This is a genomic window from Glaciecola sp. HA4-3 (assembly GCF_055693685.1).
On record NZ_CM146340.1, the window covers coordinates 295,225 to 316,286 of the forward strand.

Here is a 21,062-nt window from a genome sequence, read left to right on the forward strand (position 1 = left end):
TGTGCTTGTCTTATGACTTGTGTTTAGCTAGAGTTTGGATCGCCTGACATTGGTTCAGCAAGCCCCTTATTTTGCATTTGCTTAAATAAAACCTTTGAATACTTTACTGGCGCACTGCGTGCTAATAAGTCTAAAGCTTTAGCGTCGATTCCCACTAAAATACGTTCTTTTTTAGTTTCGATTCCGTTAGCGATTATTTTAGCGGCTTTTTCTGGAGGCATGCTTAATTGACGTTTAAATGCGGATATTTCTTTTTCACGCTCGGCAGGTGTTCGATGACCTGCTTCAATAGCTGCATCTGCAATTCCTGTGTTAACACCACCAGGTTGAACAAGGCATACGGTCAAGTTCGGGTAAAACCGTAAGGCTTCCATTCTTAAGGATTCAGTGAACCCTTTTACGGCAAATTTTGATGCGCAATAAGCGCTTTGCATGCCAATACCGACCGTGCCAAATATAGATGATATATTGATAACATAAGACTGTTTTTGCGCTGCTAAAAGTGGCAAAAATATTTGCGTTCCATTTACTACACCATAAAAGTTTATATCCATTACTTTTCGTAGTACTTCAGTTGATAACTGTTCAATAGCAACGGCTTCGTGGGCTATCCCTGCATTGTTTATAATTCCATCTATACATTGATACCGAGTTTGGACTTGATGTTGAAATGTTTTCCATGCGGCTAAGTCATCTACTGAAAACGCCGCTAATAAAGCATTTTGCTTCAACTTTTTATTCGTTTCTTCCAATTCATGTTTATTAATATCACATAAGGCTAGTTTGAAACCCCTTTTATCTAACTCACAAGCAAGCGCTCTACCAATCCCTGAGCTTGCTCCTGTTACTACAAAAATCATGTCTTTTTTGATCTTGTTATTTTTATTTTCTGTGAGCACGTTCGTTGTCCTGATATTTACAATTTAACTTTGATGGCGATATAAAGTGAAAAAACTTCGTAATTTAGGTATCATTTAACATTAAAGTAACATAAATAAATAATGCGTTTTGCTAAAATTAAAGTTCAATGCGATCACATGTCAATGACTTGCAAAACAGATACTTAATGTAACGGGGCTATTTTGTCTAATATAGAACAACAACCAAATACACCTGATAATTCTCCAGAAACACAATCTGGTTGGTTTTCAAAGTTTTTATCAACAGTAGAGTGGCTTGGGAACTTGCTTCCTCACCCCATTACGCTGTTTGCATCATTAGCCGTTTTTATTGTTATTTTAAGCGGTATCTTAGGCTACTTTGAAATGAGTGTTGCTGACCCAAGACCGATTGGTTCGTCAGGGCGTGAAGCAGATGGCATGATTGAAGTGATCTCCTTACTTAATGCTGAAGGCTTGCGAAGAATTGTCACAGGTCTGGTAACAAACTTTACTGGTTTTGCTCCTTTAGGGACCGTATTAGTGGCCTTGCTGGGTGTCTCCCTAGCTGAACATTCTGGCTTGTTGAGCACTATTATGCGCTCTATGGTCATGAATGCTTCAAAACGTTCAGTGACCGTTGTAATTGTGTTTGCTGGGGTAGTATCAAATACTGCTTCTGAGCTTGGCTATGTGGTAATGATCCCACTTGCAGCCATGATATTCCATTCATTAGGTAGGCATCCCTTAGCAGGACTTGCTGCTGCTTTTGCAGGTGTATCAGCAGGATATAGTGCAAATATACTTATTGGTACAGTTGATCCTTTACTTGCAGGCTTTACTGAATCATCAGCCCGTATTATTGATCCCGAATATACAGTGAGTGCAGAAGTAAATTGGTACTTCATGATCATAAGTACCTTTGCCGTTGCTGCCATGGGTGCATTTGTTACAGAAAAAATCGTTGAACCTCGTTTGGGTAAATATAATCCGCAAGATGCGTCTATAGATTTAGGTAAACAACAACTTGATAAACCCACTGCGCTAGAAATGAGGGGAATGAAATGGGCCGGCGTTACCTTTGTCGTTTTACTAGGGCTCTTGGCGCTTACGGTAGTGCCTGAAAATGGTATTTTACGTGACCCTGAAACAGGTTTGGTAAAAGGTTCTCCGTTTTTAAAAGGTATTGTTGTGTATATCTTCGTGACATTCGCTATTCCGGGATTTGTTTACGGTAAAATTGTTGGAACAATGAAAAACGACCGTGATGTCATTGATGCAATGTCAAAGAGTATGAGCTCTATGGGTCTATATATTGTATTAGTGTTTTTTGCCGCACAGTTTGTTGCCTTTTTCAAATGGACAAACCTAGGAACTGTATTAGCCGTAAAAGGAGCTGCATTTTTACAAGCTACTGGCCTAGATGGCCCAGAAGTATTTGTTTTATTTATTTTGATGTGTGGGTTGGTCAATTTATCATTAGGTAGTGCGTCTGCTCAATGGGCAATTACTGCTCCGATTTTTGTACCTATGCTTATGCTTATTGGCTACGCGCCAGAGGTGATTCAAGCTGCATATCGTATAGGTGATAGTGTGACAAATGTTATTACGCCAATGATGAGCTACTTTGGTTTAATATTGGCCATTGGAGTGAGGTATAAAAAAGACTTAGGTATTGGAACGCTTATTTCAACGATGTTGCCATACACACTTGTCTTTATCGTTGGTTGGACTACCCTGTTCTATTTGTGGGTATTTGCATTCGGTTTGCCAGTGGGTCCAGGTGCTCCAACATATTACCCTGCAATACCTTAAGGAAAATGTAAACGCTTGCCAATATGGACTAGCACTTGGCTAGTCCAAATTGTGAGTATGTTCGTAATACCTATTAACATTTAATAACTTTGACGAATTCAACTTTATGAAATATCAGTCTCAGACTGCATTTACCCACAAGCAAGCTGACAAAATAGGGGTGTTAGTGACCAATCTTGGCACACCACAAGCACCTACTAAAAAAGCCCTAAAGCCCTATTTAAAGCAATTTTTATCCGACCCTCGTGTTGTAGAGGTTCCTAAATTGATTTGGTGGTGCATTCTTAATCTTATTATCTTAAATTTTCGTCCAAAACGCTCTGCCCAAGCTTATGCTACGGTATGGAGTGAACAAGGTTCGCCTTTGTTGGTGCATACGCAAAATCAATCAAAAGGCATTGCTAAGCGCTTCGCAAACAAGTGGGGAGATGATGTTATCGTTGATTTTGCGATGCGTTATGGGCAGCCAAGTGTTGATAAAGCGCTCAATAATCTACTAAATGAAGGAGCGCGCAAAATCGTTGTGCTGCCATTGTATCCCCAGTATTGTGCGTCAACCACAGGATCTACCTTTGATGCCATTGCGGCAGATTTCACAAAGCGTAGGTGGCTACCTGAACTACGTTTTATTAATCAATATCATGACCATCATGCATATATTGAGTGCGTTGCTAAATCGATTAAAGCACATTGGGAAAAGCATGGAAGAGCGGACAAACTAGTATTTTCATACCATGGGATTCCAAAACGCTATCTACTAAATGGTGATCCCTATCATTGCCAATGTTATAAAACTACTCGTTTGGTTGCCCAAGCACTTGACCTAAACAAAGATGAATATATGACGTGTTTTCAATCTAGATTTGGTCGTGAGGAGTGGCTCAAACCTTATACTGATGAAACTTTGAAGGGCTTGCCTGCCCAAGGTGTAAAATCTTTACAAGTCATATGTCCTGGATTTAGCGCCGACTGCCTTGAGACGATTGAAGAAATTGGTGAAGAAAATCGTGAATACTTTATGGAAAATGGTGGTGAGCGTTACGAATATATTCCCTCACTAAACGACAGCGATGAGCATTTAGATATGCTGTTTGAATTAATTGAGTCACATATGCAAGGCTGGAAAGTAGGAGACGATTATCAACAGCGAGAGACCCTAGCTAAAGCACTAGGCTCGTCAAAATGACACAGTCTTCTTCTGACGAATCAAAGAGTAAAGACGGTGTTGTGCATTACAAGCACTCTTTGCCTTCGCTCGAAGAAACAGACGTGCTACCTGACCCAAATTTTAGAGCGCCTGATGAGTTGTTACAAGCCCAATCCTTAGGGCACCTTTTAGATACAGCTGTTAAGTTGCCTATTATTCCAATTAAAGTTGGCTTGGACTCATTGGTTGGGTTGATACCGGTAATAGGCGACTCCATCATGTTAGCAGCGTCTTTAAGAATCGTATATTTAGGGCACAAAATTGGTGTCCCAAAAGCGCTTAGAAACAAGATGTTAAGAAACTCCATGATTGATTGGGCCTTAGGTTTCTTTCCAGTTGTGGGAGACATCATTGATTTATTCTTTAAGGCCAACCAACGTAATGTCCGTATAATGGAATCGTGGTGGGTTGCTCAAAATAAGTCTCAAATTGATGCACTGGCAAAGCAAAAAGTACAGCAATGGGAAAGTGAACAAAACAAGTAGTATGCTAAGGTTTGTACTCATAGGTTTTCAGTACTTCAAGCGATACAATATCTAAAGCTTTGATATTTGTTGCTTCTAGCACTATAGGAGGAGCAACTCCCGCTGCGATGGCATGATACCAACGAATGGCACATAAACACCATTTGTCTTTGGCTTGCAAACCTTTAAACGAATAAAGAGGGTTAGGTGTGATCAGGTCATTTCCTTGGGCTTTTGAAAACTGTAAAAATTCATCGGTCATAATTGCGCAAACACTATGATTTCCAAAATCAGATTCGGGAACATAACAAAACCCTTCACGGGTATATCCCGTATTACCACAACATAGTTGCAAAGGTTTGCCCAATACATTGAGTTGATTTGCCATTAATTAATCCTTACATGATAAACGTTAGACGAAAAGATACGTTTATTTATCGTTAAAACAGAGGTTATAGATATATACGATGTTAGACAAAAGTAAGCTTAGTAGTATTAATAATAATTCAGAAAATTCCTCATCGGGAAATTTTAGCGCCAAAGAGGTGGCCAAATTTAATGCCTTGGCTGAAAGTTGGTGGGATCCAAATGGTGCTTATAAAACAGCTTTGGAGTTTAATCGAGCTAGAGTGGAATATTTTATTGAGCAAATTTGCGCTTTTTATGGACGTGATCCCAATAAAATTAGATGTTTAGAAGGACTCAGTGTATTAGATGTTGGATGTGGCGGAGGTTTGGTGTGCGAACCACTGGCAAAAGCAGGTGCAAAAGTAACTGGCATAGATGTGAGCGAAATGAGCATTGAAGTGGCAAAGAGACATGCTCATAAATCCAAATTAAATATAACTTACATTCATGAGCACGTTGAACAAACCGTTGAACGCGAAAAAGGCCAGTTTGATATAGTCATTAATGCAGAAGTTATTGAACACGTGCCGAATCAAAAAGAGTTAGTTAAAAATTGTAGTAGCCTTTGTAAAGTCGGTGGTTGTGTTGTAATGGCGACATTAAGTCGGACATTGAAATCCTTTTTAGTAGGAATTATTGGAGCAGAATATATTATGCGATATTTGCCAATAGGTACGCACAGTTGGCATTTGTTTGTGACGCCTTTCGAGCTCAATAGTATGGCGTCTATTGCACGTATGAAGTTAGTCACTGAAATGGGCATGAAGTACAACTTGTTGACTAAACAATGGAAAACGACAAAGTCTACTGCTGTGAATTATGTACAAATCTACCAAAAACTTGGCAGTATTAGAGATTAATAAATAAGGAACTAAGATGAAAATTTACGATACAAGCACTGCCCCTACACCTCGAAGAGTTCGTATTTTCTTAGCCGAGAAAGGTATTGATATAGAATATGTACAAGTTGATTTAGGCGCTGGCGAGAACTTAAGTCGTGAAATGCGTGCCAAAAACCCTATTGGCAAAATTCCTGTATTGGAGCTCGATGATGGTACCTGTATCAGTGAAAGTGATGCGATATGTTTATATTTTGAATCTCTTCAACCTGAGCCATCGCTGATGGGCACAAGCCCACTGGAAAAAGCAACTATTGCAATGTGGCAACGTCAAATTGAGTTGTGTTTGTTCAATCAAGTTGGGATGTGTTTTCAGCATTCTACAGGTCATTTCAAAGATCGTATGACGCCAGTACCTGAATATGGAAAAGTAGCAGGTGAAAATGCAAGTAAGTACCTTCGTGTCCTTGAAAAAAGACTAAATGACAATGAGTTCATGGCAGGCGATGCGTTTTCAATTGCAGATATAACGGCATTATGTGCGATTGATTTTGCCCGAGTAGTTAACATTCGTTTGACACAAGATCACCTTAACCTTAGTCGTTGGTACAAGCAGGTGAGTGGGCGCCCCTCTGCAAAAGCCTAAACGCCTTTTATTGTTTATCAATAATGTTGTTACGATAACGTTTAGTCAGTGCACTCAAGCGAAGTTGGTCTTTAATTAAACTAAACAAAGCGGCGCTATTTTGCCTTAGGTGGTTTGCCTTTACCTAAACGCTGTAATTGGCGTTTTACAAGTGCCATAGTTGCTAGGGCGGCCATCGTTTTATTACGCCAATTTACAGATGGTATAAAGCCCGCATGCTCGCTTGAATCTTGCCACCTATTGACTAAATCTGGTGTATAAGCCAAGGCACTAGCAATTCCCACTAGTGAAACACCTTCATCAATTGTTTTTTGGGCAACCGCTAGGCGTCTAATGCCGCCTGTTGTCATCACAAGCATACTAGTATTTGCCGCAATATCCTTAGCAAACTCTAAAAAATAGGCTTCTCTTGCTAAGGTTCTTTCATCTGCAGTTCTGCCTTGCATAGCAGGTGCTTCGTAACTTCCGCCTGATAGCTCAACAAAGTCTAGATCTAAAGGCGCTAACAAAGAGACTACTTGTTTGGCATCATCGATATCAAACCCACCACGTTGAAAATCAGCAGAATTAAGCTTGACTGATATGCTGAACTCATCGCCTACCTCAGCTTTGATAGCACGTATTATTGTGAGCAATAGACGCGCTCTGTTTTCAAGGGAACCGCCCCATTGGTCATTTCGTTTATTGACTAAAGGCGACAAAAACTGAGACAGTAAATATCCATGAGCTGCATGCACTTGCACACCATCAAAGCCAGCTTCTTTTGCTAAATTGGCACTGGTAACAAAACGCGATACCAAGTCATTAATTTCATTCTCATCCATGGCTTTTGGTTGTGTAAATAAAGAAGAGTGCTTGCCTAAATCTAAGGCGATATTTGATGGTGATAGTACTTTTCCACCCATACGTTTATATACTTGGCGCCCAGGGTGATTTAGCTGCATGATCATCTTGGCACCACCTGATTTACCTATTTGAGCCCACCTAGTAAATTGTGATAGGTCTGATTTTTCAGTTAATGCTATGCCGCCCGGACCTGTCATAGCCATAGGATCAACCATGACATTTCCTGTGATAATAGCGCCTACTCCACCATTGGCCCATGCGCGATATAAATTAAAAATGTCATCACCTTGGTTCTTGTTTCACGGTTGCCATATTCTCTTCCATGGCGGCTTTGACAATACGATTTTTTAGTGTGATTTGAGAGGGCAGCTCAAGAGCGCTAAAGACATGTTCGTTATTCATAAGTGGTACGTAATATATTTACAAGGTTCAGTACAATAGTGGATAAGTATTTAACTAGCAAGGTTGTGTTGTTAAAGGTAATCACAAGGTGATTAAACAAGCCAGTAGCAAAGCAGCGCTGCTGGCTTGTGTGATTACATTACTCTTTAGGTTGGGTTTGCGAAGTATTGTCGCTATCAGGTGCTTTGGGAGGTAAAAATACTTTTACACCACATAGCGCGATGATTGTAAAGATACCGACCAATAGCCCAGCCCAAGGCTCAAACAAACTAAATGCCATTGCTGTGATCACCATCGCGCCTCGTTCGGTCGCATCACTCACTAGTGATAAAGCAAGTGTTGCGCACGCAAAAGCCGTTAAAATTAAGGTCACTGCTAACGCAACAGGAAGCAAGGGTTCAAGCAAGGTCACTAATGGCAAGAAAATAAATAAGATTGGTAAGCCAAATAAGTAAAAGCTACCAATGCTATCGTAAAAAGAATTTATCTTCCCTTTGCTTTCTGCCCAACGTTTAAGCAGAACAACTTGAATACCGGTCCACAAAACCCCTTGGGTACTAAAAAATGGCGCTACTATGCCCATTGCTGCATTCCTAATACCAGTTGCAATATGGGCTCTGCTGCTGTTCACATCAAGCTTCTCATCAGGACGTGCAGGTTGCGCTTGTTCAATCATTTCATTGCCCGTAACGACATCACCAAAAAACAATATGTATGTGATTAGTGCTAATGGAAAGGATGCTAAAAAGACATCAATAGATGGCCAACCAATCATAAACGGAGATGCTTTCGCCCATAAAGAAGCTGCTCCAGCTGTGACGTCTAAAATTTCCCATCTAATGTTATATTCAAATTCACCGGTAAAATAACCTACGACACCAGCAATAATAAACCCAGGTAGAAGACCTAAGCCTAAGACTTTTGCCAAGCTTGCGTTTCGCACTGCGATAGCTTGCAGAGGTTTAGAAAAAGCAAATATTAAGCAAATGACAACCCCAAGTGTGCCGGCGATGGGGGCAGACTCAAATACATTAGCCGCATCACCTTCTTTAGTGACACGCATAAATGCAGCAATTGCAGCACCTAAAATGATACCGCCTTTAAATACATTGGGGACACTTTTAATCAGCTTAGCGCCTAAACCCGTGACCCCCAGCACGACTAATATAAAGGCAAAGTTAAGGCTTAATGCAGTCATTGCTTGAAATTGTGCTGTGTGATCACCTAGGTAGGCAGGAGCTGTGATAAAAGCAACAACAAATGGAATGGCAGGTGTCAGCCATCCTGGTGCATATGGGTCGCCAAATAGCATCCACGAAAACGAAATCAACATACTATGGAACATTGCCATTACAACGGCTTCTTCAAAACTTAAGCCTAAAAGGGCCATAAAGTAAGGGACTAAAGCTAAGCCTGTTGCTCCAGCTACAGCGAAACCTTGCAGCATATCAGGTAAAGAAAACCTCATATGCACGAAGGGGATTCGCATAGTAAATGGTCCCCATTTAAAACCGGGCTGAACTTCTCCATCAACTCGTGTTTTCGCCATTGCATTATCCTCTTATTATAGTGATTGGTATTTACATCTATATTAATACATAAATTTTACACTTTAGTCTCAAAAAAATAACAAAAATCATCATTTTTGACGTCCAAATTTAAAATATAACGACAATAATTAAGGATTCTTCAAAATATGCCCACATTTGGGCTATTGACCTAATAAACAAAGAGCGGTGGCAAATACCTTATATGTAATAACTTTTTAACATTTATTTTACATACGTATTCAATAGATTAATTAATACAACAAGCATAGTTTACATAAAGCGAAGAGACACAAGTACTTCGCGCTTATTGCCGTGCAGAACCTTACGTTGATGTCGTTCGGCTTAATTTAACTATTATTTTAGTAATGAGTACGAACATGAAATCAACGTTTTTAATGGCATCAGCGCTGCTATGTGCTAGTGCTTTTCAAGTCGCGAAAGCTGAACCTACTACCTTTGTTCATTTGTTTGAGTGGTCATGGCAAGATGTTGCTACAGAATGTGAGACATTTTTAGGGCCTAAAGGGTATGCGGCGGTGCAAGTATCACCGCCTAATGAGCATATTGACGTACCTCAATGGTGGGCTCGCTATCAGCCTGTCAGTTATGCACTTGAAAGTAGGGGTGGTAATCGCGCAGAATTTATTGATATGGTGCAACGATGCGAAGCGGTAGGCGTTGATATTTATGTTGATGCGATTATCAATCACATGGCGTTTGGAAGTGGAGTAGGCACTGGAGGAAGTAGCTTTGGAAACAAACAATATCCCAATTATTCACCGCAAGATTTTCATTCAAGCTGTTCAATTTCAAGTTATAACAATCGATGGGAAGTTCAAAATTGTACTTTAGTTGGTTTGCCCGATTTGGATACTGATGCCCCTTATGTTCAAGCGACCATCAGTGACTTTTTGAATGATCTTATCAACATTGGAGTTAAAGGGTTTCGCTTGGATGCGTCAAAGCATATGCCATCATCTGATATCGCCAGCATTAAATCTAGGCTAGTAGGTTCGCCTTTGATTTTCCAAGAAGTTATCGACCAAGGCGGTGAAGTCATTGGCGCAAATGAGTATTTTGGAAATGGTTTAGTCACAGAATTCAAATACAGTGTTGAAATAGGAAATACCTTTAGAAATGGGCAGTTAGCTTGGCTAAGCAACTTTGGAGAAGGTTGGGGCTTTATGCCATCGATAAATGCGGTCGTATTTGTTGATAATCACGACAATCAACGAGGACACGGCGGTGGTGGTAATGTAATCACCTATGAAGATGGAAGGCTGTATGATTTAGCCAATGTCTTTATGCTTGCTTATCCCTATGGGTATCCAAAAGTCATGTCAAGCTATGACTATAAAGGAGATACTGATAGAGGCGGCCCCAATCAGCCTGTTCATAACAATGGACAACTAGCATGCTTTGGAAATGATTGGCAATGCGAGCATCGTTGGTCTTATATCGCAGGTGCGGTAGATTTTAGGAATAATACCCACGATGCTTTTAGCAAGCAAAATTGGTGGAGCAATGGTGTCAATCAAATTGCATTTAGCCGCGGTACAAGTGGTTTTGTCGCAATAAACAAAGAGCAAAGTCAATTAAATACTAATCTTCAATCGTCGCTGAGCCCAGGTGTTTATTGCAATGTGTTAAAGGGGCAGCTTGCTCAGGATAAAAAAAGCTGTTCGGGTGAAACGGTAACTGTAAACAACGCTGGCGAAGCTCAATTAAACATCGCCCCTTGGGATGCAATAGCCATTCATAAAAATGCAAAAATACAAGAGCCTAATGTTGGCCCAGATTGGCAACGTACAGTCATATTTATCGAGGCGCAAACACAAAGTGGTCAAGATATGTTTGTTAGAGGTGGTATTGACCATCAATATGCAGCTACTGCGCTTGGGAAAGTTTGTACACAAAGCAACCGTGAGTGCACTATCCCCATTATTCACAATAATTTGCGTAATCAAACAACCGCGCCTTGGAAGGAAGCTGACTCCGAATTGGATTGGTATGGTGTGCAGGCTGGACAAAGTCAACAAAGTGAAGGGACAGCACTTGACTGGACTACGAATAATTGGCCAAGTACTTGGGGTTTGTTACGATCAGTGATAAATGATGGATTTGGTGAAGAATCTCTAAATATTTGGGGACCACATCACTGGATGCTTGATGTTGAGATGGATTGCAGTAAAACGGTGAACGGCTGGTTCGAACTAAAGGCCTTTGTTAAAAATGGTCAAGGCTGGGAGTCTGATATTAATCAAGTCGGTAAACCTTATCCGTCAAATAATCATTTTGCACAATGCGGCAAAGTAAATCGTTTCCGCTTTAGTCAAAATGAAGCAAGTATTTCAAACTTTTAAGCTGTTTGCTGAGCGAATTTGCATGCGAAAACGGGGTCATTTTTTGGCCTCGTCTTTTTTGTTTGTCGTATGAGGCGATAACTTTATACCAGTCTACAGGCAATCATGGTAACTTACACATATCAAGACATTATTAAAATTTGTATATGACTATTGTCTATGAACCACTGTCGCAACGACATTTTGACGAGCTAATTGTGTTAGCAAATCATGTTCACGGCGAAAACTACCTAAACCATGAAAGCCTCAAAAATTTATACGAAAAGAGCTTCTATAATAACATCAACGCAAGTTGGGTTGCGCTTGCATCTTATGCGAGCAAACAAGTACTTGTTGGGTTTCGACTTACCATAGCAGCCCCTAATTGGTCATCGGACAAATGGTGCTCTCCACGTTTGTGGAACTACCAAGAGAATCAAGTTTGCTATTTCAAGTGTAACACTGTGGATGAGAGGCTTCGCGGCAACGGAATCGGTAAAGGACTTCTTAATCATTCCATACAAAGTGTCAAACAACAAGGTGCTAGCGCTGGCCTTGCACATATATGGCTAAATAGTCCCAAAAACTCAGCTTTTGCTTACTTCAGTGCTTGTGGTGGCAAAGTGATCAAAGAACATCCTAACAAGTGGCAGTCATTATCCATAGACGAGGGTTACGAATGCCCTGTATGTGAAAGTTTATGTATATGCACTGCTGCTGAGATGTTGCTGACATTTGAATGAGCATTAGCCATGTATGACCCTTTAGTTGATAGTATCAGTGCTGCAAAAGGAAACGTAGCTGATAGCTTTTGGGCGCGAACAAAGCTACCTATATTCTATCCGCCTGTTCAAAAGAATATAAACACTAAAGTTGCCATAATCGGCGCAGGCTTTACAGGTTTATCTGCAGCACATCACCTCAGTGAGCACTATGGTCTTGACTGTACTGTGATAGACGCCAAGCAACCGGCGTGGGGATGTAGTGGCAGAAACGGAGGCTTTGTTCTGCCTGGGACAGGGCGTTTAAGCGTGCCTCAATTAAAGCAAAAATGGGGAGAGGAGACTGCCAAGGCAATTTACGCTGACTATTTAGATTCTGTTGAACATACTAAGTCCGTTATTGACTCAGGTATAGAGTGTGAACAAGTAAACGGTGGGTATTTGAAAGTGGCGCATAAGCCTTCTTTGGTCAATCATTTACACGCACAATCAACGATGCTTCAACGTGATTATGGAGATTCAAGTATTGCAGTGGATCAAGCCGATATCCGGCGTAACTACTTAAGTTCTGTGAAATCCTTTGGCGGTGTTTACTATCCAAAAGCAGTTGGCATAAACCCTTGGCTGTTGTGCCAAGGCATGGCAAAAAAGGCGCAAGAAAATAATATAAAGATTTATGGGGACTCTCCCATTGTTAGCAGTCAGAGACAGCAAGGTAAGCATGTTTTACGCACAGCACAAGGTATGACAGTGACTGCTCAACATCTTATCATTGCCACTAATGCATATGCTCCCAATGCGACTTTTCAAGCCCTTCAAAATAGATTGTTTCCAGTGTTATCCAGTATTTTGGTTACTCAAGTACTAAATGCCGAGCAATTATTGCAAGCAGGCTTTCAAAAGCCCGGACTAATGGTCATGGATACACGTGCGCTAAAATACTATTATCGTTTATTGCCGGACAATCGTTTGCTATTTGGTGGTCGAGGGGCAATTGCTGGTAACAAAGCAAATAACACTCGTTATCAGCAAGCCTTATTACAAGGGCTAAAAAATACCTTTACCTCTTTGGATGCAGTCAAACTCGAGTCCTTTTGGAGTGGTTGGGTTGGTGTATCTTATGATAATTATCCTCGCATTTATCATGATAAGGACAACGATATTTTATATGCTGGAGGATATTGCGGTGCTGGCTTAGCATTTTCTATCCAATCTGGTAAGAGGCTTGCGCAACTTTTATGTGAACCACAATCGTTACCCAAACTTCCCTATTGGCAAACACCCTTGCGACGATTTCCTTTCCCATCGATGCGTCGACCAGTTTTGTCTGCATTTTACCAACTCGAGGCCTTTAAAAACAAACTAGGGATTTGAACGTATACATCGCTACAATAATAGCAAACTTCCTAGGCCTAAAAATGCGACAAAACCTACAATATCTGTCACAGTGGTGAGAATAACTGAGCCTGAAAGCGCAGGGTCAATTTTTAAACGAGACAAAATCAAAGGTAATAAAACGCCTGTCACTGCGGCCGAGATAATGTTAAGTAATATGGCAATAGCAATGACTGCGCCTAGTAGATGGCTATCAAACCAGATAAATGCGATTAAACCTACCACAAAGGCCCAAATGAACCCGTTTAGTATGCCGACTTTTAGCTCTTTATCTAACAAGGCTTTGCGGTTGCTTTTGGTGACTTGTCCTAGCGCAAGTCCCCTGACAATAAGGGTTAATGTTTGACTCCCTGCTATGCCGCCCATACTAGCTACAACCGGCATCAAGACAGCCAAAGCAACGACCTCTTGCAAGGTCGCTTCAAACAGGCCGATAAACCAAGATGCTAAAAATGCAGTGACAAGATTAATACCTAACCAAACTGCCCGTTTTCTTGCACTTAACCCTACAGATGAAAATAAATCTTCATTTTCATCCATACCCGCTGACGCCATTACTTGACGTTCGTAGTCTTCATTAACAAGCTCACAGGCCGTCACTATATCCACTCTTCCGATTAACTTGTTGCTATCATCAACAACCGGCAAAGAACTAAATCCGCTGCTTTGTACTTCACGCGATGCTTGCACGGTATCCTGCTCAGCTTTGAGTATTTCGATATATTCTTCACATAACTCTACTAGCGGAATATGATCAGGAGCGCCAAATAAACGGCTTAGTTTCACGGCACTAGAAAACTGTCCAGCTCTGTTTATCAAATAAATACATTGAGTTGAATCAGGGATATTTCTTCTTAGTAGGCTCATGCCGTCTCGGACTTTTGCATTTAGGGGTAAAATTAAAATATCGTGATTAACCCAGTGGCCTATTTGCTCATCTTTGTATTGACTGGCATCTTTAAAATATTGGCGTTGTTGCTTTCCCATTGCTGAGAGTGCTAAGTCAACAAGCTGATTAGGTAATGTGTCAGATATTTCTAAAAGTTGCTCTGAATCTACGTCTTGGAATATTGTTTCCCATTGTTCCATGGGGGTTGATTCGATGACGGTTGCTCTAGGGTCGCCACGCATTTCGACCAATACATCAAGTTTTTTAGCATTAGGAACTTGTTGCCAAGACTCTATACGTTGCTCTAGGGGAATAGATTCTAATAATAGGGCCAAATCCTCGGCGTCGGTCGCTGCAATTGTACTAGCAATCGCCGCATCTTCATTTAAGTTATCACATGCAACAACTTCTTCGATGAGTTCAGGTAGCGCTTGATCAGCCATTATCGTTTTTGTTCCCTATATTGTTACTGTGTATGCTAGGCAAATATTGAGTATTTGTAAAAGAAAAGGCTTATAAATTTAGGTTTGTCACGTTCAATTGATTAAGGCTTTGAGGGTCTCGAGTTGATCAGCATCATTTGCTGGTTTATCCCATCTAATTCTTTTTATGCGAGGAAAGCGCATAGCGACTTTTGATTTGTGTCGGTTTGATTCATGTACAGAATCAAATGCTACTTCAAATACGAGCTCTTTTTTTACCTCTTTGACTGGCCCAAAGCGACCTATACTATTTCGTCTTACCCAGGAGTCTAGCTTTTTTAGTTCTTCATCTGAAAATCCAGAGTAAGCTTTGCCAACGGGTAACAACTGGCCATCATGCCAACATCCAAAGGTAAAATCAGAATAAAAACTAGAGCGTTTACCATGTCCTCGTTGAGCATACATAATAACAGTATCGATGAGCAAAGGTTCACGCTTTAGTTTATACCATTGACCTTTAGGTCGCCCGGCTACATAAGTCCCCATTTTATGTTTGATCATCAAGCCTTCGATGTATCCTTCACCGATTTCACTGGCACTGGTTTTTTAAAGCCACTAGTTCATCAGTATCTTTAAACGCTAATGGTTCAGACAATCCCAGCCATGAATCCAGCGCTTTACAAGATATTTTTGCCATATATTGATGTATGTCATGCCCTCGTGCTTGCAGCGGTTTTTCTCGGATGTCTTTATCTTCAATTTGCAATGCGTCATATATCAGCATGCCGGTAGGGTGCGTTTGTAAAATCGCTTTTGAAGGTCTTTTTTTGTTCAATCTTTGTTGAAGTTGGTTAAATGAGCCAATGCGCTCAAAAATATCAGTATCGTTGTCAACAACATTGGGCTTCAATGCAATTAATTCTCCATCAAAACGCCCAAAAAGATTTGCAGATTTAGCATTATCAATAATATCAGGAAAGCTTTTAGAGATATCATCTGCGTTTCGACTAAACAAGGCTACGCCATTTTCATTGCACACCAGTTGTGCGCGGATACCATCAAATTTCCATTCTACTTGCCATTCGTTGGGTGTAATTGTGCTCAATTTATTTTCTTCTAAAGGATGAGATAGCATCACTGGCGCAAAGGTTAGGCGACCGCTGACATCGGGAATGGCTTGTTTACCATCAAGCCATGCAAACATATCTAAGTAAGGAGGCGATACACCGTGCCATACTCGCTCTATTTGCTCAATTGTAATATCTGTTTGCCCCTTTTGTTGCGCGTACTGTGCTAGGATTTTCTTTAAAAAACGTGCCGATACGCCGATACGAAGTCCTTTTGTCCCCAATTTAAGCAGGGCCCAACGTTGAGTGGGCGTCATAATATCTAGTAAGTTGGATAGATAATCGGGCACTTGTTTTTTGGGCAGGCTTTGAAAATTTGTAACCACTTCATTCAAACTCTCAAGTGTGCGTTGGCTTTCAATATTCTTTTGGGCGGCAACGCTTGACCATAGATGAGCAACGGTTTCACTCATTTCGCCCACATAGTCATAACTTAAGTCAAACAGCGTAGGGTCTATATGAGTCGTGATCAGATCTTTGATGACCTTTCGTTTAAAAAACTCAAAATCAAGGGTACCTGCAATTGCCGCAATAGCCCAGCCGCGATCTGGATCTGGGCATGACGAAAGATATTCAATTAGTACACTTGATTTAGCGTTGTTACTATTTAAGAAGTACAAGGTATCGACGAGTTTAGAGAACGCTTCCATATTAGCTTTCATCCTCTTCATACCCGATCAGACTAAGCGCTTTTGCTTTGTAGCCCATTAACTCTACTTGATGCACTAAGGCGGCTTCGCGGCCATGTGTTACCCATACCTCCTGAGGATTAACTTGTTTAATGGTATCGAGTAAATCTTGCCAGTCACTGTGATCAGAAATAATAAGAGGGAGCTCTGCGCGACGCTGTTTACTGCGTGCTCTAATTTGCATCCATCCCGATGCCATTGCGGTTAATACATTTGGTAATTTTCGTGACCACCTATCTTGCAGTGCAGAAGGGGGCGCAAGCACTATTTCGCCAGCCAAACTGTTTAGATCCTCAACCTTTGAAACTTCAATCAGTTCGCCCAGATGGATCCCAAAGGATTCGTATAGGTGACACAGGTTTACTAGTGCTCCGTGCAGATATATTGGCCGGTGGTAGCCTAAAGCACGCAAGGCCAATATCAGTCGTTGACATTTCCCCAATGCATAAACCCCTACCAAATGACAAGAGTCAGGCAGCCTTGTGAGTGAATCAAGTAGTTTTTGCGTTTCATCTTCGATATCGGGGTGTTTAAACACGGGCAAACCAAAGGTTGCTTCGGTAACGAAAACGTCGCAAGGAACAACACTAAAGGGCTCGCAGCTTGGATCAGCTTGGCGTTTAAAGTCGCCAGTATGAACAAGTCTTGCACCTAAATATTCAACCAATATTTGCGCTGAACCTAAAATGTGACCAGCAGGATATAGCGTAAACTTTCCTTCATGCAATTCAAAAGTCTGCTCATACTCAAGCGCTATCGTGTGCTGAGCATGATCTTCACCATAACGCACCGCCATTATCGCTAAGGTTTCTTTGGTTGCATAAACAGTTGTGTGTCCGGCCCGCGCATGGTCGGCATGCGCATGAGTAACAATTGCATGTTCGACTGCTTGCATTGGGTCTAAATAAGCGTTTAGGGGCTTAATATATAAGCCTTTATTATCAGTTTTAATCCAGTTCTGGGGATGCAAAAGAAACTTATCCTTAGGCTTGCTTATGACGGTTTTCTTAAAATGGGTACGTTGCTAAGCCCATAATTGATTAGCGCTTATTCAAATTGGCTAATCTAATGTAGCTAATCAAGAGTATTGATACTGATAACTAATTTAACCAGTACATGTTTTTGATATTAGGGTCTCGCTTATCGCAATGCTTTTTAAGACTAACAATTCGCAGACAAACAATTTGCAGACCAAAAAGCGCGGGCATATTCCGGCTAAGTTCAAAGCATGGTTCGAATACAAACAATGGCGTATTAGGCCCTATCAGCAAAAAATGGTTAGCGCGTTTGCACAAAAACAATCTACTTTACTTATTGCGCCAACAGGAGCGGGCAAAACACTATCTGGATTTTTACCTTGTTTAATTGATATCGATAAACAAAGGCTAGCGGGCAAAAGTGAGAAACAAGTAGGCTTACATACCTTGTACATTTCACCACTTAAAGCGCTTAGTTATGACATCAATAGAAATCTTGAAGTTCCCATAAATGACATGGACTTAGATATAAGTCTTGCTACTAGAACCGGAGATACCAGTAGCTATCAACGTCAAAAGCAGCGTAAAAACCCGCCAAATATTTTAATGACAACCCCTGAATCTCTTATGTTGATGTTATCTTATGTGGATGCTCGGCAATTATTTTCAAAACTCAAATGCGTCATTATTGATGAAACTCACTCGTTTGCACATACTAAACGAGGTGATTTTACCTCCTTGGCTTTAGCTCGCTTAAGCGCACTAAATCCCCATTTTATCCGTGTAGGTTTATCAGCTACGGTCGCTCACCCTGATTCACTTGCTGCATGGTTAGGAGTAAGTGGCGAGCCTACCAATGTGATTGTGGCAAAAACGAGGGTTAAACCCAGAATAAATATTCTAACTAACAAAAAACATATCCCCTTTGGCGGATATATGGCCAAATACGCAAAAACTGAAATACTAGATGCCATCACCCAAGCTCAAAACGCCCTAGTTTTTGTCAATACGCGAGCCCAAGCAGAGCTTATTTTTCAAGCATTATGGGAAGTCAATACAGATGCATTACCCATTGCAATCTATCATGGGGCACTGAGCAAAGAACAACGCCTTAAGACCGAGCAAATGATGGCCGATGGCTTAATCAAAGCGGTTGTGGCGACTTCAGCGCTTGAGCTTGGTATTGATTGGGGTAATGTCGATTTAGTTATTCAAGTAGGCGCACCTAAGGGGGTTAGTCGCTTATTACAAAGGATTGGACGCTCAAACCACCGTATGGATGAACCTTCAAGAGCCCTGCTTGTACCAGCAAATCGCTTTGAATCTTTAGAATGTTTGTCGGCCATCACCGCCATTAAAAACGGTGAGTTAGACGGTGAAGCGCCGGTAGCAGGCTCATTAGATGTTATTGCTCAGTTTATTATGAATTGCATATGCAGCGAACCTGCCGGTAAAGATGAAATATATCAGCAGATACTTTTGTCGAGTCCATATTCTGGACTTGATGCCGCTACATTTGATCAATTGTGGCGCTTTACTCAAGATGGCGGCTATGCACTTCAGTCGTACGAACGATACCATAGACTCAGTGACGACAATGGTGTGTTTAGACCCGCCAACAAGCGCGTTATTATGCGTCACCGACAAAACATAGGCACCATTGTAGAAGCTGGACGTTTGCGAGTTAAACGCTTGCGGCGCGCTCATTCTGGCAAAATCATTGGAGAAGTCGAAGAGTATTTTGCGCAACAACTAAGTAAAGGCGATAGTTTTTATTTTGCTGGTGAGACCCTTATATTTGAAGGGATAAAAGATATGATTGTTGAAGCGAGAGCTAGGAAAAGCAAAAGAACCTAAGATTCCTAGTTTTATTGGGGGCGAAATGCCGCTATCAACATACTTAGCTGAAGCGGTAAGAGAATTGATTAATCAACCACAAAGATGGTCCACCTTGCCGAAACTGGTGAGAGACTGGTTGGGATTGCAGCAAGCGTTCAGCCAGTTACCTAGCAATGATAAACTACTAATTGAGCATTTTGCTTATCGAAAAGCACAAAGTACGTTGTTTTATACGTTTGAAGGAAGAAAAGCTAATCAAACCTTGGGGATGTTGATCACTAGAAGAATGGAGAAGTTAAACCTTAAGCCCCTTAGTTTTTCAGTGACAGATTATGGTTTGTCAATCTCTAGTGTTTACTCAATACAAGAGCATCATATAAAAGGTTTGTTTAACCCAGATGTGCTAGGCGATGAACTGGAAGATTGGATGTTGGAAGCGAGTATGCTTAAACGTTCGTTTCGGCAAGTTGCTGTTGTTAGTGGGCTGACAGAGCAGCAATATCACAGTAGCAAAAAGACAATGAAGCAAGTTACTTTTTCAACAGACTTAATTTATGACACTTTAAAAGAGTATGACCCTGATCATATCCTATTGAGGGTCACCCGAGAAAATGCGCAGCGAGAATTACTGGATTTAGATCGAACAAGTGACCTTTTGTTTAAATATTACGATAATTTCAATTTTGTTGAACTAGAAAAGCCATCGCCGATGGCCATTCCTATTGTGCTTGGCGTAAGAAGTGAAATTGTTGCAGGTTCTGGTACACAAGCATTACTTGAACAAGCAAGTCTTTATCAAGAGGCCGAGATGATGCTTGAAGATGTTAGGGCGCTCTTGTCCGAAGGCGACATTAGCGCAACTTCACAAGACACCGGTCGCGTATGATTGACGCTAGTGTATTGCAGCAACGTATGTTGAGTCACCAAGTTATTCCAATCAGGTTTTGTGGAAATAAGTTTTTGCTTGATGCAGCAGGAGTGCTAGTTTGGCCAAAATATGACTTACTAATATTTAGTGACTTACATTTGGAAAAAGGCAGTTTCTTAAGTCAATTTGCTCATCCATTACCAAGATTTGATTCGTCTGAAACCATTAAACGTATGGCCGGGTTAATTGACAAATACCACCCACAACATGTTGTTTGTTTAGGCGACAGCTTACATGATCAAAACGCGCATCGTCGCATGCAAGGGCATGACTTAAATATGCTAAATGAAATGGTAGGTAACTGCAAAAGATGGACATGGATTTTAGGCAACCACGACCCACAGATTCCACCAGAGATATTTGGCGAGCAATTACCTTATTTGCAACTTGATAATATACTACTTGTGCACGAACCTGAAAATATTAGCACTTTTGACACTTCTCAGACTCTAGATGGTCAAATTATTGGACATTATCACCCAAAAACAAGACGAAAAATAGCCAGTCGACTAGTAAGCGGTAAGTGTTTTGTATGTGCTGAAAAAAAACTGCTGATGCCTGCCTTTGGCAAGTATACAGGGGGGTTAGACATTAATGACAAAGCCTATAATGAGCTGTTTGATATTCAACATATTAGCGTATTGCTAATTTTTAATAAGCGAATTTATAGTTTGTAA

General features: G+C 40.9%; 16 protein-coding genes and 2 pseudogenes. 10 read left to right on the forward strand and 8 right to left on the reverse strand.

Annotated features, from left to right (window positions below; translation table 11 throughout):
- Nucleotides 1-23 precede the first annotated feature (23 nt).
- Nucleotides 24-899, reverse strand: coding sequence for an SDR family NAD(P)-dependent oxidoreductase (locus ACZ1G6_RS01395; RefSeq protein WP_472617738.1), 876 nt, complete (start codon nt 897-899; stop codon nt 24-26).
- 192 nt (nt 900-1,091) lie between these two features.
- On the opposite strand from ACZ1G6_RS01395, the gene ACZ1G6_RS01400 reads away from it, so the two are divergent.
- The 3 genes from ACZ1G6_RS01400 to ACZ1G6_RS01410 all read left to right on the forward strand — a co-directional run bounded on the left by ACZ1G6_RS01400 (nt 1,092) and on the right by ACZ1G6_RS01410 (nt 4,385).
- Nucleotides 1,092-2,693: an AbgT family transporter gene (locus ACZ1G6_RS01400; protein WP_472619023.1), complete on the forward strand. Its 1,602-nt coding sequence runs from the start codon at nt 1,092-1,094 to the stop codon at nt 2,691-2,693.
- Between the two features lie 106 nt (nt 2,694-2,799).
- Nucleotides 2,800-3,879: a ferrochelatase gene (gene hemH, locus ACZ1G6_RS01405; RefSeq protein ID WP_472617739.1), complete on the forward strand. Its 1,080-nt coding sequence runs from the start codon at nt 2,800-2,802 to the stop codon at nt 3,877-3,879.
- A complete protein-coding gene (locus ACZ1G6_RS01410; protein WP_472617740.1) occupies nt 3,876-4,385 on the forward strand; it encodes a DUF4112 domain-containing protein in 510 nt (169 codons plus the stop codon). Before hemH ends, ACZ1G6_RS01410 begins: the two co-directional genes overlap by 4 nt.
- A 4-nt stretch (nt 4,386-4,389) precedes the next feature.
- Here the strand turns inward: ACZ1G6_RS01410 and ACZ1G6_RS01415 are convergent, their stop codons facing one another.
- Complete coding sequence (locus ACZ1G6_RS01415; RefSeq protein WP_472617741.1) at nt 4,390-4,752, reverse strand: DUF2237 family protein; 363 nt, start codon at nt 4,750-4,752, stop codon at nt 4,390-4,392.
- A 79-nt stretch (nt 4,753-4,831) separates the two neighbouring features.
- Here ACZ1G6_RS01415 and ubiG point away from each other — a divergent pair, with 79 nt between their 5' ends.
- Nucleotides 4,832-5,632 carry a bifunctional 2-polyprenyl-6-hydroxyphenol methylase/3-demethylubiquinol 3-O-methyltransferase UbiG gene (gene ubiG / locus ACZ1G6_RS01420; protein ID WP_472617742.1) on the forward strand — a complete coding sequence of 267 codons (801 nt, stop codon included), beginning with the start codon at nt 4,832-4,834 and terminating at the stop codon, nt 5,630-5,632.
- 16 nt (nt 5,633-5,648) lie between these two features.
- Complete coding sequence (locus ACZ1G6_RS01425; protein ID WP_472617743.1) at nt 5,649-6,257, forward strand: glutathione S-transferase family protein; 609 nt, start codon at nt 5,649-5,651, stop codon at nt 6,255-6,257.
- Between the two features lie 7 nt (nt 6,258-6,264).
- On the opposite strand, the pseudogene ACZ1G6_RS01430 reads toward ACZ1G6_RS01425, so the two are convergent.
- Nucleotides 6,265-7,505, reverse strand: a pseudogene (locus ACZ1G6_RS01430) (NADH:flavin oxidoreductase/NADH oxidase family protein).
- Nucleotides 7,506-7,644: 139 nt separating this feature from the next.
- The gene (locus tag ACZ1G6_RS01435; RefSeq protein WP_472617744.1) at nt 7,645-9,054 is read right to left on the reverse strand and encodes a xanthine permease; all 1,410 of its coding nucleotides are present in this window, start codon (nt 9,052-9,054) and stop codon (nt 7,645-7,647) included.
- 378 nt (nt 9,055-9,432) lie between these two features.
- Here ACZ1G6_RS01435 and ACZ1G6_RS01440 point away from each other — a divergent pair, with 378 nt between their 5' ends.
- The 3 genes from ACZ1G6_RS01440 to ACZ1G6_RS01450 all read left to right on the forward strand — a co-directional run bounded on the left by ACZ1G6_RS01440 (nt 9,433) and on the right by ACZ1G6_RS01450 (nt 13,493).
- Complete coding sequence (locus ACZ1G6_RS01440; protein ID WP_472617745.1) at nt 9,433-11,418, forward strand: alpha-amylase; 1,986 nt, start codon at nt 9,433-9,435, stop codon at nt 11,416-11,418.
- A 146-nt stretch (nt 11,419-11,564) separates the two neighbouring features.
- Nucleotides 11,565-12,140, forward strand: a complete 576-nt coding sequence (locus ACZ1G6_RS01445) for a GNAT family N-acetyltransferase (RefSeq protein ID WP_472617746.1) — start codon at nt 11,565-11,567, stop codon at nt 12,138-12,140.
- 9 nt (nt 12,141-12,149) lie between these two features.
- Nucleotides 12,150-13,493, forward strand: a complete 1,344-nt coding sequence (locus ACZ1G6_RS01450; RefSeq protein ID WP_472617747.1) for an NAD(P)/FAD-dependent oxidoreductase — start codon at nt 12,150-12,152, stop codon at nt 13,491-13,493.
- Between the two features lie 12 nt (nt 13,494-13,505).
- On the opposite strand, the gene ACZ1G6_RS01455 is transcribed toward ACZ1G6_RS01450, so the two are convergent.
- The 4 genes from ACZ1G6_RS01455 to ACZ1G6_RS01470 form a co-directional block, all read right to left on the reverse strand.
- Nucleotides 13,506-14,846 (reverse strand): magnesium transporter, encoded by a 1,341-nt coding sequence (locus tag ACZ1G6_RS01455; protein WP_472617748.1) that lies wholly within the window; start codon nt 14,844-14,846, stop codon nt 13,506-13,508.
- Nucleotides 14,847-14,939: 93 nt separating this feature from the next.
- Nucleotides 14,940-15,386: an ATP dependent DNA ligase gene (locus ACZ1G6_RS01460; RefSeq protein ID WP_472619024.1), complete on the reverse strand. Its 447-nt coding sequence runs from the start codon at nt 15,384-15,386 to the stop codon at nt 14,940-14,942.
- A gap of 28 nt (nt 15,387-15,414) precedes the next feature.
- The gene (locus ACZ1G6_RS01465; RefSeq protein ID WP_472617749.1) at nt 15,415-16,602 is read right to left on the reverse strand and encodes an ATP-dependent DNA ligase; all 1,188 of its coding nucleotides are present in this window, start codon (nt 16,600-16,602) and stop codon (nt 15,415-15,417) included.
- Between the two features lies 1 nt (nt 16,603).
- The gene (locus ACZ1G6_RS01470; protein WP_472617750.1) at nt 16,604-17,611 is read right to left on the reverse strand and encodes a ligase-associated DNA damage response exonuclease; all 1,008 of its coding nucleotides are present in this window, start codon (nt 17,609-17,611) and stop codon (nt 16,604-16,606) included.
- Between the two features lie 178 nt (nt 17,612-17,789).
- On the opposite strand from ACZ1G6_RS01470, the pseudogene ACZ1G6_RS01475 reads away from it, so the two are divergent.
- Together ACZ1G6_RS01475 and pdeM are read left to right on the forward strand one after the other, a co-directional pair.
- Nucleotides 17,790-20,343: pseudogene (locus ACZ1G6_RS01475) on the forward strand (ligase-associated DNA damage response DEXH box helicase).
- Complete coding sequence (gene pdeM, locus ACZ1G6_RS01480) at nt 20,340-21,062, forward strand: ligase-associated DNA damage response endonuclease PdeM (RefSeq protein ID WP_472617751.1); 723 nt, start codon at nt 20,340-20,342, stop codon at nt 21,060-21,062. Before ACZ1G6_RS01475 ends, pdeM begins: the two are co-directional and overlap by 4 nt.

Excerpts from the sequence above, each read along its gene's own strand:
- ACZ1G6_RS01445 (WP_472617746.1), top strand. The coding sequence starts at position 11,565 with ATGACTATTGTCTATGAACCACTGTCGCAACGACATTTTGACGAGCTA.
- ACZ1G6_RS01465 (WP_472617749.1), bottom strand. The coding sequence starts at position 16,602 with ATGGAAGCGTTCTCTAAACTCGTCGATACCTTGTACTTCTTAAATAGT.
- pdeM (WP_472617751.1), top strand. The coding sequence starts at position 20,340 with ATGATTGACGCTAGTGTATTGCAGCAACGTATGTTGAGTCACCAAGTT.
- ACZ1G6_RS01415 (WP_472617741.1), bottom strand. The coding sequence starts at position 4,752 with ATGGCAAATCAACTCAATGTATTGGGCAAACCTTTGCAACTATGTTGT.
- ACZ1G6_RS01435 (WP_472617744.1), bottom strand. The coding sequence starts at position 9,054 with ATGGCGAAAACACGAGTTGATGGAGAAGTTCAGCCCGGTTTTAAATGG.
- hemH (WP_472617739.1), top strand. The coding sequence starts at position 2,800 with ATGAAATATCAGTCTCAGACTGCATTTACCCACAAGCAAGCTGACAAA.
- ACZ1G6_RS01450 (WP_472617747.1), top strand. The coding sequence starts at position 12,150 with ATGTATGACCCTTTAGTTGATAGTATCAGTGCTGCAAAAGGAAACGTA.
- ubiG (WP_472617742.1), top strand. The coding sequence starts at position 4,832 with ATGTTAGACAAAAGTAAGCTTAGTAGTATTAATAATAATTCAGAAAAT.
- ACZ1G6_RS01425 (WP_472617743.1), top strand. The coding sequence starts at position 5,649 with ATGAAAATTTACGATACAAGCACTGCCCCTACACCTCGAAGAGTTCGT.
- ACZ1G6_RS01460 (WP_472619024.1), bottom strand. The coding sequence starts at position 15,386 with ATGATCAAACATAAAATGGGGACTTATGTAGCCGGGCGACCTAAAGGT.
- ACZ1G6_RS01440 (WP_472617745.1), top strand. The coding sequence starts at position 9,433 with ATGAAATCAACGTTTTTAATGGCATCAGCGCTGCTATGTGCTAGTGCT.
- ACZ1G6_RS01410 (WP_472617740.1), top strand. The coding sequence starts at position 3,876 with ATGACACAGTCTTCTTCTGACGAATCAAAGAGTAAAGACGGTGTTGTG.
- ACZ1G6_RS01455 (WP_472617748.1), bottom strand. The coding sequence starts at position 14,846 with ATGGCTGATCAAGCGCTACCTGAACTCATCGAAGAAGTTGTTGCATGT.